Annotated in this window: 11 protein-coding genes; 2 read left to right on the top strand and 9 right to left on the bottom strand. The window is 71.3% G+C overall.

Annotation, left to right across the window (positions count from 1 at the left end; translation table 11 throughout):
• Nucleotides 1-58: 58 nt before the first annotated feature.
• From OHN74_RS04650 to OHN74_RS04620, 7 genes are all read right to left on the bottom strand, one after another.
• Entirely contained in the window at nt 59-997 is a 939-nt protein-coding gene (locus tag OHN74_RS04650; protein ID WP_327693240.1) for an alpha/beta hydrolase, read from the bottom strand.
• A gap of 22 nt (nt 998-1,019) precedes the next feature.
• Nucleotides 1,020-5,009: a type I polyketide synthase gene (locus tag OHN74_RS04645; RefSeq protein WP_327693239.1), complete on the bottom strand. Its 3,990-nt coding sequence runs from the start codon at nt 5,007-5,009 to the stop codon at nt 1,020-1,022.
• Nucleotides 5,006-6,760: a fatty acyl-AMP ligase gene (locus OHN74_RS04640; protein ID WP_327693238.1), complete on the bottom strand. Its 1,755-nt coding sequence runs from the start codon at nt 6,758-6,760 to the stop codon at nt 5,006-5,008. Before OHN74_RS04640 ends, OHN74_RS04645 begins: the two co-directional genes overlap by 4 nt.
• A gap of 97 nt (nt 6,761-6,857) precedes the next feature.
• On the bottom strand, nt 6,858-8,426 hold the full coding sequence (locus OHN74_RS04635; protein WP_443060343.1) for an acyl-CoA carboxylase subunit beta: 1,569 nt from the start codon (nt 8,424-8,426) through the stop codon (nt 6,858-6,860).
• A 151-nt stretch (nt 8,427-8,577) separates the two neighbouring features.
• A complete protein-coding gene (locus OHN74_RS04630; RefSeq protein WP_327693237.1) occupies nt 8,578-9,459 on the bottom strand; it encodes a metal ABC transporter permease in 882 nt (293 codons plus the stop codon).
• A complete protein-coding gene (locus OHN74_RS04625; RefSeq protein ID WP_327699985.1) occupies nt 9,456-10,286 on the bottom strand; it encodes a metal ABC transporter ATP-binding protein in 831 nt (276 codons plus the stop codon). The genes OHN74_RS04630 and OHN74_RS04625 overlap by 4 nt, the downstream gene beginning before the upstream one ends.
• Before the next feature lie 74 nt (nt 10,287-10,360).
• Complete coding sequence (locus OHN74_RS04620) at nt 10,361-11,296, bottom strand: metal ABC transporter solute-binding protein, Zn/Mn family (protein WP_327693236.1); 936 nt, start codon at nt 11,294-11,296, stop codon at nt 10,361-10,363.
• 290 nt (nt 11,297-11,586) lie between these two features.
• Here OHN74_RS04620 and OHN74_RS04615 point away from each other — a divergent pair, with 290 nt between their 5' ends.
• Together OHN74_RS04615 and OHN74_RS04610 are read left to right on the top strand one after the other, a co-directional pair.
• Nucleotides 11,587-13,326 (top strand): pyruvate dehydrogenase, encoded by a 1,740-nt coding sequence (locus OHN74_RS04615; RefSeq protein WP_327693235.1) that lies wholly within the window; start codon nt 11,587-11,589, stop codon nt 13,324-13,326.
• A gap of 221 nt (nt 13,327-13,547) precedes the next feature.
• Nucleotides 13,548-14,681 (top strand): hypothetical protein, encoded by a 1,134-nt coding sequence (locus tag OHN74_RS04610; protein ID WP_327693234.1) that lies wholly within the window; start codon nt 13,548-13,550, stop codon nt 14,679-14,681.
• A gap of 131 nt (nt 14,682-14,812) precedes the next feature.
• Here the strand turns inward: OHN74_RS04610 and OHN74_RS04605 are convergent, their stop codons facing one another.
• The gene (locus OHN74_RS04605; protein WP_327693233.1) at nt 14,813-15,760 is read right to left on the bottom strand and encodes a serine protein kinase RIO; all 948 of its coding nucleotides are present in this window, start codon (nt 15,758-15,760) and stop codon (nt 14,813-14,815) included.
• A gap of 464 nt (nt 15,761-16,224) precedes the next feature.
• Nucleotides 16,225-16,701 (bottom strand): macro domain-containing protein, encoded by a 477-nt coding sequence (locus tag OHN74_RS04600; RefSeq protein WP_327693232.1) that lies wholly within the window; start codon nt 16,699-16,701, stop codon nt 16,225-16,227.
• Nucleotides 16,702-16,768 lie beyond the last annotated feature (67 nt).

Here is a 16,768-nt window from a genome sequence, read left to right as displayed (position 1 = left end):
AGTCCTGGGTTGGACGGACGTCCCCGCCGTTCCGTTCCGTGCCCCGACGGTACCGGCCTCACTCGGGCACCCCCAGCGCCCTGGCGAGCATCGGCCACGACGCGTTGAACTCCCCCTTCCAGTAGTTCCAGCCGTGTCCGCCTCCCGTGTAGTAGTGGGTCGTGACCGGGACGCGGAGCAGCGCGAGCGTGTCGGTGAAGGCATGCGCCGAGAGCCACAGCGCGCTCTCCAGCGCCTCGGGCAGCCAGTCACCGGTGCCGCCGACGACTCCGCTGCCGCTGGACACGTACAAGGGGGTGCCGCGCAGACCCTCGGCACGGGACCGCGGGTTGAAGTCGCGCCAGGTCAGGAGGTTGAACAGCGGGCTGCCCCACAGGGAGCGGGGCGCCAGGTTCTCGCGGGCCACGATGGCGTCCACGAGCGGAGGAACACCGGGGGCCATGGTGTCGAGGATGCCGCTGTACGAGGCCGCCGCGGCGAACATGCCCGGATGGCGTGCCGCGTGCGCCATCGCGCCGTAGCCGCCGGTGGAGACCCCGGCGACGGCCCGGACACCGGAGGCCCGGTACTGGCGGGCGAGCAGCGCGGGCACCTCCGTGAGCTGGAACGCCTCGTAGTCGGGGCCGCCGCGCCAGGCGGTGGGAATGCCGGTGGGCCCCGCGTCGGGCATCGCCACGATCAGGTCCCGGCCCTCGGTGAAGGCCTCGATGTCCGTCTCCCGGGTCCAGGACGTGTAGTCGTCATGGGCGCCGTGCAGCAGATACAGCACCGGGTAGGTCCGCCCGGTCTGCGTGCCGAAACCCGACGGCAGGATCAGCCGTACCGGCGCGCTGCGGCCCAGGGCAGCGGACGGCACGGAGACGTCCAGGGTGCGGGCGGAGAGCCGGGTCACGGCTTGGGCGGTGGTGGCTCTGCCGCCGAACAGCGCGGTCAGACCGACGGCCGTCGCGGCCTTGGTGACGGTGCGTCGGGACACTCCGGTGCTGTGCTGGGCCATGACTTGCTCCTCGTCGTCCGGTTCAGTGGCTCTGCTCGTCCAGTGCGCGCCGCAGCTGGGTGGCGATCTCGTCGACGTACGGCGGGTCGAGCAGCGACAGATGGTGCCCCGCGACCGGTACGACGGTCAGGCGCGGGCACACCTCGTCCCAGCCGAGCGCCTCGTCGTCCCGTTCGTACGCCGGGTCGCGCACGGTGTGCGGCGCGGGCTCGGTGGCCCGGTAGAGGACCACCCGCCCGTCGTAGGGCCCGGGTCGGTGGGCCTCGCCGATCCTCAGGTCCAGATAGGAGGAGCGCTGGTGCTCCAGGGCGGCGGGCGGTACGTCGACGGCCTCGCGCAGTGCCCGCAGCACGGTGTCGATGCGCTCACCGTCGTCGTCCATCGCGAGCAACTCGTCGTAGGGAAGCTCCAGTCGGACCCCGTACGCGTCGGCGACGTGGCCGGCGAAGCCCGTGAAGTGGGCGTGGATCCGGTCGGCCGGGGTGTCTTCGGGCCGGGGGAGGGGCCGTACGGAGTCGATGAGCGCCACGAGCTCGACGTCCCGCCCCGCTGCGGTGAGCTGCCGTGCCGTTTCCTGGGCGACGAAGCCACCGAAGGACCAACCGCCCAGCAGACACGGCCCGTCGGGGTGGGCTGCGGCGACGGCCTCGGCGTAGCGGCGGGCCTTCTCGGTGACCGTACGCGCGTCCGGGAGCCGTTCCAGGCCGTACACCGGCCGCTCCTCACCGAGCCGTTCGACCAGCGCCCGGTAGACGTCGGTGGTGCCGCCCGCGGCGTGGACGAGGAAGAGCGGCGTCCGGGAACCGGTGGCACGCAGGGTACGCAGGGGAGAAGTCGACTCGCCTGCTGCGAGCGCCTGTTGGAGGCGATCGGCCACCGACCGGACGCTGGTGGCGCCGAGCAACTCGCGCAGCGGCAGCTCGATCCCGAACTCGCCCTGCACGGCGGTGCGGATGCGGACGGCCATCAGGGAGTCCAGGCCGAGGTCGGCCAGGGCGGTGGAGGGCGTGATGCGGGTCGGCGGGTGGCCGGTGACGGCGGCGATGTGATGGCACAGCCGGCCGGAGACGGACGTGTCCGGTACGTCGGTCACCTCGGCCGGCGCTGCCGTCGTGGCCGCCGCGCGACCGTCCGTCCACCAGTGGCGGCCGTGCCGCCAGCGCGGCGCGGGCAGGTCGATCACGCGGCCCGGCGGCGACGGCAGGCGCTCGCCCGCGCAGTACAGGGTGCCCACCTGGGCCAGGAATCCGGCGGAACTGTCGGCGTCGCGGCGCAGGGTGCCGATGGCGAGGACGCCGGGCGCGGTGTCGAGAACGGCCCGGGTCAGGACCGGGTGCGGCGAGATCTCGACGAAGGCGGTGTGACCGTCGGCGCGGGCCGCCGCGACGGCCCGGTCCAGGCGCACGGGCCGCCGCAGATTGGCTGCCCAGTGGGCGGCGTCGAAGAGGGAGCCGTCACGTGGGTCGTCCAGGACGGTGGAGTAGACGGGTACGAGGGGTTGTCCGCCCTTGACGTCGGCCAGGGCGTCGGCCAACTCCGGGAGCAGCGGCTCGACCTGGGGAGAGTGTCCGGCGCCGACGACGTGCAGGGCCCGAGCGGTCCGCCCCCGCTGCTCCAGCCGCCGCACGAGCCGGGCCACCGCCGACTCCTCCCCGGCGACGATCTTCTGTCCGGGCGAGGAGTGCACGGCGACGCAAACACCCGGGAAGTCCCTTTCCAGGGCGTCGAGTTCACCGTCACCGAGGTCCACGACAGCCATGGCGCCGCCGCGCAGTCCGCTGAGCAGCCGGGCCCGTACGGAGACCACCCGGGCGGCCTCCGACACATCCAGCGCACCCGCACACACCGCGGCGGCCACCTCGCCCACGGAATGGCCGATGACGGCGGCGGGTTCGACACCGTACGACCGCCACAGCTCGGCGAGGGCCAACTGAAGCCCGAACAGCACGGGTTGGGCGACCTCCAGACGGTCGAGGTCGCCGCCGTACGCCAGGTGCTCGTACAGGGACAGCCCGCACTCCGGGGCGATCTGCGCGTCGAGCTTCTCCACGGCGGCGGCGAAGGCGGGTTCCTCGGCCAGTAGCCGCCGCCCCATGCCGGCCCACTGGCTGCCGTACCCGGAGAACACCCACACCGGGCCGCGCCCGACGAGATCCCGCTCGCCGGTCATCACCCGCGCATGAGCGTCGCCCTGCCCCAACGCCCTTAGCCCGTCCGCGAGTTCGGAGCCGTCACGGGCGACGACCGAGGCGCGCACGCCACCCCTCCCCACACGCCCGGCCAGCGTGCGCGCCACATCGGCCGGGTGCGCGGTGCTGCCCGCGGGGGTACGGAGCCAGTCGGCCAGCCGGGTCGCGGTGTCCCGGAGTCGGGCGTCGTCGACGTCGGAGAGGAGATGGAGGCGCGCGACCGGTTCCTCCTCCCGGGGCGGTGGGAGGGCGTCCGGCCGCCATTCCTCCAGTACCGCATGGGCGTTGGTGCCGCCGAACCCGAACCCGGAGACCCCGGCGGTGGCCGTACCTCCGTAGCGCGGCCACGGCTCGCACTCGGTGACCACTCGCAGCCGTTCGTCGTCCAGGGCGCTCCCGTCCGTGCAGTGCAGGGACGGCGGAACGGTGTCGTGGTGCAGTGCGAGGACCGTCTTCACCAGCCCGGCGATGCCCGCGGCGGACTCCAGGTGGGCGAGGTTGCCCTTGACCGAGCCGAGCAGCAGTGGCTGGTCGGTGGCGCGGCCCGCACCGAGTACGGCACTGAGCGCGCCCGCCTCGATCGGGTCGCCGAGCGGCGTACCGGTGCCGTGCGCCTCGACGTGGTCGATGAGCGCCGGGGTGAGCCCGGCCCGGGCGTAGGCAGTGGTCAACAGGGCTTTCTGGGCAGCGGGGTTGGGCGCCAGGAGGCCGTTGGAGCGGCCGTCGGAGTTGACGGTCGTGGCGCGGATGACGGCGAGGATCCGGTCGCCGTCCCGCTCGGCGTCGGACAGCCGCTTCAGCAGCACGGCCGCGCAACCCTCGCCGCGTCCGATGCCGTCGGCCGCCGCCGAGAACGGCTTGCACCGCCCGTCCGGCGCGAGCGCCCCGGCCCGCCGGAACGCCACGCCGACGGTCGGCGAGAGCAGCAGGTTGACCCCGGCGGCGATCGCCGTGTCGCTCTCGCCGGTGCGCAGGCTGACACAGGCCTGGTGCACGGCGACCAGCGAGGACGAGCAGGCGGTGTCGACGGCCATGCTCGGCCCCCGGGTGTCCAGCACGTACGCCAGCCGCCCGGCGGTCACGCTCAACGCCCCGCCCGCGGGCGCCCAGGGGTCGACGGCCGCCGGGTCGGCGCCGGTGAGCGAGCCGTACTCCGCGGCGGAGACGCCGACGAAGACACCGGTGGCGCTGCCGGCCAGGGAGGCGGCCGGGACGGCGGCATGGTCGAGGGTCTCGTGGACGACCTCCAGGAGGATCCGCTGCTGGGGGTCCATCACCGCTGCCTCGCGCGGGGTGACGTGGAAGAAGTCCGCGTCGAACCCCGCGATGTCGTCGAGGTAACCGCCGTACAGGGGCGCGTCGTCGGGCGGGAACGGGCCGAAGTCGCGCCATCGGTCCTCGGGTACCCGGCGGACGGCGTCGACGCCGTCGGTCAGCAGCCGCCAGTAGTCGTCCGGCCCGTGCACGCCCCCGGGCAGCCGACAGCCGACCCCGATGACCGCCACCGGCTCGCCGACCGCGGCCGGGGGAGGCGTCCGCCCGTCCACCGGATCACTCCCGTTCCCCGTCCGTGTCCCCGATTCCGCGCGGCACAGATACGCCACCAGGGCATCCCCGGTGGGTGCCTCCCACAGCAGGGTCGCCGACAGCTCCCGCCCCGTCGCTCGCGAGAGCTCCCCGGCCAGCACGACCGCGTCCCGCGACGACATACCGAGGTCGGCCAGCGGCCGGTCCATGGGCACGTCCTCGGCAGGCGTGCCGCTCCAGGCGGCCACCCGCTCGGCGACCAGCCGGCGTATCGGACCCTCGTCGACGCCCCTCATTCGCCCGGCTCCGCCGGCTCGGGCGTATAGGCACCGTCCAGATATCGTTGCCTGGTCAGCGCCCGGGCGACCTTGCCGCTGGAGGTACGGGGTACGGTGCCCGGCGGCACGATGACGATGTCGGCGAGCCGCAGTCCGTGGCGCCCCGAGACGGCCGCGCGCACGGCACGCACCAGTCCCGGCAGGTCGATCTCCGCGACACTGATGCCCCGGACGTGCTCGGCCACGACGACCACCTGCTCGCCGGCGTCACCCGGCACACCGAACGCGGCGAGCCGGTCGGGCCGGACGGCGGGGTCGGCGTCCTGGACCGAGGCCTCCACGTCCTGCGGGTAGTGGTTGCGGCCGTCGACGACGATGAGGTCCTTCAGCCGCCCGGTGACGATCAACTGCCCGTCCAGGAACGTCCCCAGGTCACCGGTGCGCAACCAGCGACCGGAACCGGCGGTGTCGTCGGCGAACGTGGCGCCGAACACCCGCCGGGTCTGCTCGTCCCGATTGCGGTAGCCGCGGCCCACGTTGGGACCCTGAACCCAGATCTCGCCGACCTCTCCCTCGGACAACCGGGCCCGGGACACGGGGTCGGCGATCCACACCCGCTGGCCCGCCGGAGTCCCGCAGCCGGCCAGCGTCACGGCTCTGGGATCGTCGGCCCGCGCGGGCAGCGCCTTCCCGGTGGCGAGGGCGTCGCGGTCGAGCGAGAACCGGCGCAGCGGCTCCCCGGGCCGGGCGGCGCTGACGAAGACGGTGGCCTCGGCGAGCCCGTACGACGGACAGTGGGTGTCCGGCGCCAGACCCTGGGCGGCGAAGGCGGCGTGGAAGCGGTCGACCGTGCCGGGGCGGACCGGTTCGCTGCCGTTGAGCAGCGCGGCGACACCGTCCAGCCGCAGGTCTCTCTTCTGGGCCTCCGTGACGGCCGAAGCGCAGTAGTCGTAGGCGAAGTTGGGCGCCGCGCTCAGCGCGCGTGGATGTGCGGCGAGCAGCCGCAGCCAGCGTGCCGGTTCGTGCAGGAACGCGGCCGGATCCATGAGCACCGACAACAGTCCCCGTACGACCGGAGCGGCGACACTCAGGACGAGTCCCATGTCGTGGTACAGCGGCAGCCAGCCCACACAGGTCGCCGGATGCTCGTCCAGGCCGTAAGCGGCCAGTGCCTGACGGGCGTTGGCGACGACATTGCCGTGACTGATCTCCACGCCTGCCGGGGAACGGGTCGAACCGGACGTGTACTGGAGGTACGCGATCGAATCACCGTCCGGTGTCACCGGCGGAAAGTCCTCGACGGTGTCGGGCACTCGGTCCACGGCGACGATCCGCACGGGCAGCGGGGCGCAGAACTCCCTTACCTCGGCGAATATGTGACTGGTCGTCAGGACAACTGCCGGGCCCGCGTCGGCCAGCACGGCAGCGAGGCGGTCGCCGTGCCCGGGCAGACCGGGCGGATACAGCGGTACGGCGACCAGCCCGGCCGTGAGCGCCGCCAGGAAGGCGGTGACGTACTCCGTACCCTGCGGGCACAGCAGCGCGACGCGGGTGCCGGGCTCGGCCTCTTCGGCGAGGCGGGCGGCCAACGCCCGTACGCGCAGGTCCAGTCGGCGCCAGGTCAGGGTGCGGTGGACGCCGCGCGAGTGCGGGGCGGGATGGTCGACGAAGGTGAACGCCCGGCGGTCGGGGGTGGTTTCGGCCCAGTGCCGCAGGTACTCCGGCAGACTCCGGTGGGCGGGGGCGAGCGGGGGGCGGCGGCTGTCCATCGGGCATGGCTCCTCACATCGCGGGAACGGGCGGGAACGGCAGATCGTGGTCGGCTCGGACGGCTCGGAGACCTCTGGCGGTTCGGGGACCCGGGACTCAGAGGGGGATGTTGCCGTGCCTGCGTGACGGCATCGGGGCACGCTTGCCTCGCAGCGCGCGCAGGGCACGGCAGATGTGGTCGCGGGTGTCGCGCGGGGCGATGACGGCGTCGACGTACCCGCGTTCGGCGGCCAGGTAGGGCGTCCCGTGCGTGCTCTCGTATGCGGCGATCAGGCCGGCCCGCAGCGCCTCCGGGTCGTCGGCGGCGGCCAGTTCACGCCGGTGCAGGACGCCCACCGCACCCTCGGCGCCCATGACGGCGATACGCGCGGTCGGCCAGGCGAGGTTGATGTCGGCGCCCAGATGCTTGGAGCCCATCACCGCGTACCCGCCGCCGTACGCCTTGCGCACCACCACCGTGACCTTCGGAACGGTCGCCTCGGCGTACGCGTACAGCAGTTTGGCGCCGCGCCGGATGATCCCGGCCTGTTCCTGGCGGATGCCGGACAGATAGCCGGGGACGTCGGCGAAGGTGAGCAGCGGGATGCCGAACGCGTCGCAGAACCGCACGAACCGCGCGGCCTTCTCCGAGGCGTCGATGTCGAGCACACCGGCGCTGCGCAGCGGCTGGTTGGCGACGACCCCGACGGAAGTGCCCTCGACGAGGGCCAGCGCGCAGATGATGTTCGGCGCGAACAGCTCCTGGACCTCCAGCAGTTCACCCCCGTCGACGACCGCACGCAGGATGTCCCGCATGTCGTAGGCCTGCCCGAGCCGGTCCGGCACGACCTCGTCGAGACACACATCGGAGGGCGCCTGGGCGGGCGCGTACTGCGGGGGCCGCTCCAGGTTGTTGGCGGGCAGGTACGACAGCAGGTCCCGGACGGTGTCGAGGGCTTCGACCTCGTCGGCGGCGAGGAAGTGGGCGTTGCCGTTGACGGAGTTGCTGGTGCGGGCCCCGCCGAGATCCTCGGCGCTGGTCCGCTCCCCGGTGACCGCCTCGATGACGTCGGGCCCGGTGACGAACATGTGCGAGGCACCGTCCACCATCACGGTGAAGTCGGTGATGGCCGGCGAGTACGCGGCCCCGCCGGCACACGGCCCGAGCACGACCGAGAGCTGGGGAATCACCCCGGACGCCTGTACGTTGCGGCGCACCAGCTCGGCGTAGAGGGCGAGCGAGGCGACCCCCTCCTGGATCCGGGCGCCGCCGCCGTCGTTGAGCCCGATCACCGGACAGCCGGTCTTCATCGCCAGGTCCATCAGGGCGATCGTCTTCTCCCCGAAGGCCTCGCCCATGCTGCCGCCGAAGACCGTGGAATCCTGGGCGAACACACAGACGGGACGGCCGTCGACCAGGCCGTGCCCGGTGACCACGCCGTCCCCGTACGGGCGGCGGGCGCCGTCGCCGGTGGGCCGCGCCCGGACGAACATCCCGGTCTCCGTGAACGAGCCCTCGTCCAGCAGCAGATCGATCCGTTCCCGGGCGCCGAACTCCCCGCGTCTTCTCGGCCCGCCCTCTGCCAGCGCCCGCGACCGACGGCTCTCCAGAACGGTGATGCGGTCGACCGTGCGGTCGGGCAGGCGTGTGGCCCAGGATGTTGTCGCCTCTAGCGTCACAGCCACCTCCGAAGTGGCTTCCGAATATGGCAGCGCCGGAGGAGAGGACCGGGGCAATCACCTTTCTGTGTGCGCGAGGTGAGTCCCGCGGGACCGGGGTTCGTCCGTGAGTGACAAGAGGTGGTGCGGGGACGGGCCGGTGTGGGAAGGGGCTGTGTCAGGCGGGCTGCGGCGCCGTCCTCCTGACTCCCCACCGCCGGGTGCGGTAGGTGCCGGCCAGGCGGCACAGCGCGTAGATCGTGAACGAGATCGTCGTGACGTAAGGGCTGATGGGGATGGAGCTGCCCAGGGCGAGCAGGATGCCGCCCTCGATGGAGAGCACGGCGAAGACCACGCTGAGCAGCGGCAGCAGTACCGGGGACGCGGTGACACGGGCGGCGGCCGCGGCGGGTGTGACGACGAGGGTCAGGACCAGCAGAGCCCCGACGACCTGGACCGACAGGGCGACGGTGAGACCGAGCACGATCATGAAGGCGAAGGACAGCCCGCGCACCGGCACGCCACGGGCCGCGGCGACATCAGGGTCGGCGCTGGCGAAGGTCAACGGCCGCCAGATGACGGCCAGGGCGACCAGGACCAGGGCGGACGTGCCCAGGAGCCAGGTCATCTGCGGGGTGTCCACGGCGACGATCTGCCCGGTGAGCAGGCCGAACTTGTTGGCCGCCCGACCCTTGTAGAGAGCGAGGAAGAGCACGCCGAGGCCCAGACCGAACGGCATCAGGATGCCGATCGCCGAGTTGCGGTCGCGGGCCCGCGCGCCCAGCAGGCCGATCGCGCCGGCCGCGAGGAGCGATCCGACGATCGAGCCGGCGACGATGTTCGCCCCCAGCAGCAGCGCCGCCGACGCGCCCGCGAAGGACAGCTCGCTGATGCCGTGCACCGCGAAGGGCAGGTCGCGCATGGTGACGAAGACCCCCGCCAGCCCGCCGACGAGGCCGAGAGCGGCACCCGCGATGAGGGAGTTGCGGACCAGCGCCAGGAGCTCGCCGTAGTTCTCGAAGCTGAAGATCTGGTGCCAGACCCCCTCGGCCAGCGTCATGGGCGCACTTTCTCGGTCTGGAGGACAGCCTCATGGGCGGTCTCGTGGGCGTGATGGGGTGGCGCGGCCGGTCCGTCGGGGGCGCCGACGACCACGACCCGCCCCTGGACACGGAGGACGTCGACCCGCGTGCCGTACAGCTGCGACAAGGACTCCGAGGTCAGCACCTCCTCCGGTGTCCCGACCCGGTGACCGCCCGGAGCCAGGTACAGCACACGGTCGACCAGGCCGAGCACCGGATTGATCTCGTGGGTCACGAAGACCACGGACGTGCCGTGGGACCGGCGGCGGGCGTCCACGAGTTCGGTGACGGCCCGCTGGTGGTTCAGGTCGAGGGAGAGCAGCGGCTCGTCGCAGAGCAGGATGCGCGGATCGGTCGCCAGGGCCTGCCCGATACGGACGCGTTGCCGTTCGCCGCCGGACAGCATGCCGAGGGGGACGTCGGCGTACGCCGAGGCTCCGACGGAGGCGAGGATCTCGTCGACCCGGCGGCGGACGGCGCCCGTGCGCAGCCGGGGCCCGAAGCGGTGCCCGTCGATGCCGAAGCGCACGAGATCGCGGGCGCGCAGCATCGCCTGTGCGGACACCTCCGCCTGCTGAGGGACGTACCCGAGGTGCCGGCCGGCCTCGCGCGGAGGGCCGCCGAGGACGGTCAGGGTGCCGGCGGACAGGGGCTGCCGGCCCAGCAGGGCCCGTACGAAACTGGTCTTGCCCGAACCGTTCGGCCCGAGCACGGCCAGGAACTCCCCCGGCCGAACGTCCAGGTCGAGGCCCTGCCACACCACCCGTGCGCCGTACGACAGTTCGGCGCCGCGCAGGCTGACCACCGCACCGGAGCCGCTGCCCCCGGCCCGCCCCTCACCCCGGCGGGCGCGGGGTACGGCGGCCGGGGCCGGCTGCCTCACTTGGCGAGCGCGCTCGCGAGCGCGTCGACGTTGGAGGTCATCCAGCCGAGGTAGTTCTCGCCGGCCGGCAGCGTCTCCGTCACGGGTACGACGGGGATGCCGGCCGCCTTGGCCGCGGCCTTGGACTTCTCGGTCTGCGGACCCGAGGTCTGCTCGTTGTAGACCAGAGCCTCGACCTCCTTGTCGCTGAACACCGCCAGCGTGGCCTGAAGGACCCGGGGGGAGACATCGTCGCCCTCCTCGATGGCCTCGCTGAACTGCTCGGGCGTCTTGTTCACCAGCCCGCTCGCGGTGGTCAGGTAGAGCGGCACGGGCTCGGTGATCGCGATGCCCTCACCGGCGTGCTCCTTCTTGATCCGGGCTTCCTTCGTCTCCAGCACCGTGAGCTTCGCCTTGAACGCCTCGGCGTTCTTGTTGAAGAGTGCGGCGTCACCGGCGTCCGCCTTGCCGAGCGCGGCGGCGACACGGTCGGCGATCTTCGCGACGGTGGGGAAGTCGTACCAGACGTGTTCGTTGAGCTCGCCGCCCTTCGGGGCGGTCTTCCCGGAGACCTTGACGGCGTTGATGACCTCTGCGGAGGAGCCGCCGCTCTTCAGCATCCGGTCGACGAAGTCGTCGTAGCCGCCGCCGTTCTCGACGACGACCTTCGCCTTGGACAGCGCCAGCTGGTTCTGGGTGTTGGCCTCGTAGGAGTGCGGGTCCTGGTCGGGGTCGCTGATGATCGACGTGACGTCGACCTTCGCGCCGCCTATCTGCTCGACGATGTCGCCGTACACATTGGTGGACGCGACCACGGCGATCTTGGACGATGCGACCGGCTCCTGCGCACCGCTTCCGTCACCGCCGGAGTCCGACGAGCTGCCGCACCCCGCCAGGAGGGCCAGCGAGGCGCCGGTGATCAGGGCGAGGCGCCGGGACGGGGACGGGGACATGGATCCTCCACGACAGGGGGTCAGCAAGGGTGTGTGCGCCACAGTAGATGGAAATGAATGTCAAAAACGTGGCCGATTCCGTTCTATATGGAAACCATTGCCAATACTTGACGCGCTGCTCCCGGATCCGGCGAGGTGGACCGGTCCGTCGGCCGTGGATGTGCCCGGCGACGCGTTTCGGGGTCGCCCCTGGCGATCATGTCTCGGGGCGACGGTGTGCGACGGTGTGCGACGGTGGGGACGGGGGTATCAGGGCGGACCTGACTCGCAACCCGTTCAAGGAGCCTGCGATGCGCAACCCGACCGTGGCACAGCAGCTGATCGACGTCCTGCGACAAGCAGGGGTGGAACGCGTCTACGGCGTCGTCGGCGACAGCCTCAATCCCGTCGTGGACGCCATCCGGCGTACCGACGGCATCGGGTGGGTCCATGTGCGCAACGAGGAGGCGGCGGCATTGGCCGCCGCGGCCGAGGCACAGCTGACCGGGCGGCTCGCGGTGTGCGCGGGCAGTTGCGGTCCGGGCAACACCCACCTGATCCAGGGGCTGTACGACGCGAACCGCTCCGGGGCCCCGGTGCTCGCGATCGCCTCCCACATCCCGTCGAAGCAGATCGGCACCGGGTTCTTCCAGGAGACGCATCCGGAGCGGCTGTTCACCGAGTGCAGTCAGTACTGCGAGATGGTGAGCCAGCCGTCGCAGATGCCGCGGATGGTGCGGATGGCCGTACAGCGCGCGCTGTCCGACCAGGGGGTGTCGGTACTCGTCATGCCCGGCGACCTGTCGCATGCGCCCGCCACCAACCCCACCGGAACGAGCAGCTTCGTCACCACCCACGGCCGTGTCGTACCTCCGGCCGAGCAGGTACGTGACCTCGCGGCGAAGCTCGACGCGGCGGAGAAGGTGATGCTCTTCTGCGGTGCCGGCGTACGGGACGCGCACGCCGAGGTGATGGAACTCGCGAGCCGGGTGAATGCGCCGGTCGGGCACACGCTGCGCGGCAAGGAGTGGATCCAGTACGACAACCCGTACGACGTCGGCATGAGCGGGCTGCTCGGCTACGGCGCCTGCTACGACGCGATGCACGAGGCCGACCTCGTGGTGCTCCTGGGCACCGACTTCCCGTACGACGACTTCCTGCCGCAGGCGCACACCGTGCAGATCGACCACGACGCGGGCCGGATCGGGCGCCGGACCGCGCTGGAACTGGGCGTGCACGGCGACGTGGGGGAGACACTGCGCGCGGCCCTGCCGCTGGTCGAGGCGAAGGGCGACCGCTCGTACCTGGACCGGACCCTGCGCCAGCATGCCAAGTCCCTGGAGAACGTGGTCTCCGCCTACACCCGTGACGTCGAGCACCAGGTGCCGATCCACCCCGAGTATCCGGCATCGGTCCTCGACGAACTCGCCGACGACGACGCGGTGTTCACCGTCGACACCGGCATGTGCAACGTCTGGGCCGCCCGTTACCTCACGCCCAACGGCCGCCGCCGCGTGATCGGTTCGTTCCTGCACGGCACCATGGCCAACGCCCTTCCGCACGCCATCGGCGCCCAGTTCGCCTACCCCGGCCGACAGGTGATCTCGATGTCGGGCGACGGTGGACTCGGCATGCTCATGGGCGAGTTGCTCACCGTCAAACTGCACGACCTGCCGGTGAAGACGATCGTCTTCAACAACTCCTCACTCGGCATGGTCAAGCTGGAGATGATGGTCGACGGCATGCCCGACTACGAGACCGACCACGAGCCGGTGGACTACGCCGCCATCGCCGCGGGGGTCGGGATCCACTCGATCCGTATCGAGAAGCCCGACCGGATCCGTGAAGGCCTGCGGGAGGCGCTGGCGTACGACGGGCCGTGCCTGGTGGACCTGGTCACCGACCCCAACGCACTGTCGATCCCGCCGCACATCTCCGGCGAACAGGTGAAGGGATTCGCCTTCGCGGCAGGCAGGACGGTACTCGACGGGGGAGTGGGCAAGATGCTCGACCTGGCCAGGGCCAACCTGCGCAACGTGCCGAGGCCCTGAACAGCACTTGTCAGGACCCCTACCGGGGAGTCAGGGTGCTGCGCTGATCACATCGGTTCGGACGACGCCGCGCCCACACCCCCTCCAGGCCGACGTCCGTGCTCCGCGCTGCTGCCGGCACAACCATCCGGCGGGGCGGGCGGTCTCATGAGTGAGCAGGCAATTACGGGGGGCGAACGTGCAGGACCCACCCAGCCACCCGTAGACGACGGGGAGCAGTCATGAAGACAGGCATGTACCTCAGGACCGCGATCATCGTGGCGCTCACGACAGCTACCGTGACCGTCGCCCCGGCCGCAGTCTCGGCGGCGGACGACGCGGCTCCCACCGCGTCGACCTCGGGCCGGGCCCCGGCCTGGCGCACCTCCCTGGCGGGGACGCTCTCGAACAACTCCGCGCTCATCGACATCGCGTCGGTCGGTCCGGACGCCGCATGGGCGGTGGGAGCCCAGTACGTCGAAGGCGTCAGCCATGGCGTCATCCTGCGCTGGAACGGCAGAACCTGGCAGCAGCAGTCCACCCCCGCTGTGCCGGAGCCCGGTGTGTGGCACGCCGTGGACGGGGTGTCCGCGCACGACGTCTGGGCGTACGGCTGGGGCCAGGACGGCGAGACCCTGGGCCATTACGACGGCACGCGGTGGACGCGGATGCCACTGCCTGAGGAGAAGGGCTACGGCTTCGCGAAGCTCGCCGCCGTCCCCGGCAGAGCCTGGCTGGTGAGCGACACCGCGATCAACTCCTACGCCCACGGCGTCTGGCAGAGCACACCTCTTCCCAAGGGCGTCTTCATCACCGCCATCGAAGCGCGGACCGCCCACGATGCCTGGGCGGTCGGGCAGTCCGCGTACGCCGGAGAGGCGGGCCGTACCGTGCTCCTGCACTGGGACGGCCGTTCGTGGACCAACACCGCGCCGGCCGGCAGCGATCTCACGGTCTCGGCCGTGTACCAGGAGTCCGCCCGCAGCGCCTGGGTCACCGCTCTCACCCCGTACGTCGAAGACGAACAGCAGCAGACCAAGGTGCTGCACTGGAACGGCCGCACATGGCGCGACGTCACCGGGCCGGTCGACGGACTGTGGGCCAGTGCCATCACCGGCGACGGCAAGGGCACCGTCTGGGTCTCGGGCGACCCCTACGGCTATGAGGGCACCGCCCTCTACTGGCGCCTGCGGGACGGCATCTGGACCTCCGTGGAGGGCGACGCCGTCCCCGGCGGCCGGACCCAGGCGTACGACATCGAGGCCCTCGCACCCATCGGCCGCACCGGACAGTTCTGGTCCGTCGGCACCTATGGACTGATCACCGGAGAGTCAACCTCCGCCCAGTACGAGCTGATCCAGCGTTCGACTCGCTGAACTCGCCCCAGAAGTCCCAGTACTTGGCCACGTTCGCGCTCGCTGACCGGCCCCGCTCGCGCAGGTCGATCCCGCCCGCCACCCCTCAACCGGGTGGCGGGCGGGATCGACCCCGGCGCCGGCCTCCCCGTTCAGAAGGCGTGCGCCATCAGCTCCGCGAACAGTGCGTGCTCGTCGACCTTGAGGCCCCGCGAGCGGAACCAGCCGCAGATGTTGGCGCAGTCCCGCTCCAGGAAGCTCATCCCGTTGAGGTTGCCGACCAGGTCGACGATCTGCGGAAGGTCGATGACGACCAGCCGCTCGCCCGCCGCCAGGATGTTGTACGCCGAGAGGTCGCCGTGCACGACGCCGTTCTGCACCATCGTCGCGAGCGCGTCGGTGAGCTGCTCGAAGTACGACGCCAGCAGCTCGGGTGAGGGCCGGGTCTGGGCGAGCCGGGGCGCGGTCTGGACGGTGCCGTCCTCGTCGACGACGCTGATCCACTCCATCAGGATCTCGGTGCCGTCGATCTGGACCGGGTAGGGAACCGGCAGCCCGAGATTCCAGAGCCGCACCAGCGCACCCCATTCGGACACCGCCCACTCGCCGGCCGCGACCTGCCGGCCGAAGGTGCTCTTCCGCTTGATGGCCCGCTCGTCACGTGAACGCTTCATCGAGCGGCCCTCGGTGTAGGACGCCGCGCGGTGGAAGTTCCGGTGCTCGGGAGAGCGGTACCGCTTGGCCGCCATGACCACACCGGTAGCGGGGTCGAGCGGGTCGGCGCGCTCGACGAGGTGGACGTCGGCCTCTTTACCGGTCTTGAGGATGCCGAGCTCGGTGTCGATCGCGCCCTGCGAGGTCACCACCCAGTCCGGGAGCGGCTCGGGGCCCCGGCAGAGGGGTTCGACGCTGAGCCAGGTCGACCAGCGCTGGCCGTCCTCGAGGTCGTCGTAGGAACGGAAGTCGAAGACGAACCGGTCGTCGACATCGCGCAGGTCGTCCCGGGGTGGGACGTAGTGGTAGGCGTCGGTGCTGAAGGCGTCAGGAAAGGCCGGGTGCTGAGAGTGCTGGGGGTACTGCGAAAGATTGTCGTGAGACATCGCTGGAGGTGCTCCATGAGGCGAGAGGGATACGGTCTGCGGGCAGGCCGAGGACAGTCGTGGTCACGGTCGTGCCTCCTCTCGTGGAGCACCGGGCAGCTCCCGGTGTCTCGCCCATGGTGAGGGGCGGACACGGGGACCGGCAACCGAATAAATCCGGCCCGCGTCGAGCGGCGCCGGCACAGGGGCCTTCCTGATGGCAGAGCGCTGGCCGTATGCGCTAAACTCGATCTTGAACTGGTCGCCTCAACTCGGGGCAGCCGGCTGTGCGTTGGTGGTCCAAGGAAAGACGCCCCGCTTCCTGCGGGGAAATGCAGGTGCAAGGCCTGCCCGGCGCTCGACACATGGGGCCCGTCCGTACACCGGACGGGCCCCGTTCGTTGCCCGGCGTCGGAACCAGGGCGGCTGCGAACACCCGTAGGTTCAGAGTGGACCTGCGGTCCTGAGATCAGGCAGAGGCGGGCTCAGGTGTAGTCGTAGACGGTGGCGTCGATGTCGCGGGCACTCAAGGTGGAGCTGATGATCGGCTCGATGCGTTCCCATTTGCCGCCGGCGAGGCCGCAGCCGATGCGGGGCATGTGCACAGAGGCCTTGTTGGCGAGAGCGTGCCCGGCGACGGCGCGCAGGCAGTGCTCGACGGCGTCGTACCGGATGGGCGGACCGTGGCTTCCCACCTTCATCCCGTGCTGCGCGACCATGTTCGCGACCCAGATGTCGGATCGGACGTGGACCATCTGTACTGCTCCGAGGGCGAAGTCGTTGCCTGCGCGCTCGCGGTGCCAGCGGCGGTACTCGCGCTCCGGTTCGGGCCAGTGACGTGAGAGCGCGAGGACGAATCCCTTCCCCCATCCGCCGAGGTCGTTGCAGATATGGGCGATGACCTTCGGGCCCTTGGCCTGGGGGTTGGTCGCGTCACCCGTGACGATCTTCAAAGGCTTCACGCAGTCATGGTCGCCCGGTCCACGACATGAGGCCAGTCCTTTTCTCTCGTGCCGCTCGCACCGTGCC

It is taken from the genome of Streptomyces sp. NBC_00459, assembly GCF_036013955.1.
Lineage (GTDB): Bacteria > Actinomycetota > Actinomycetes > Streptomycetales > Streptomycetaceae > Streptomyces.
This window is presented reverse-complemented; position numbering and strand designations above follow the sequence as displayed.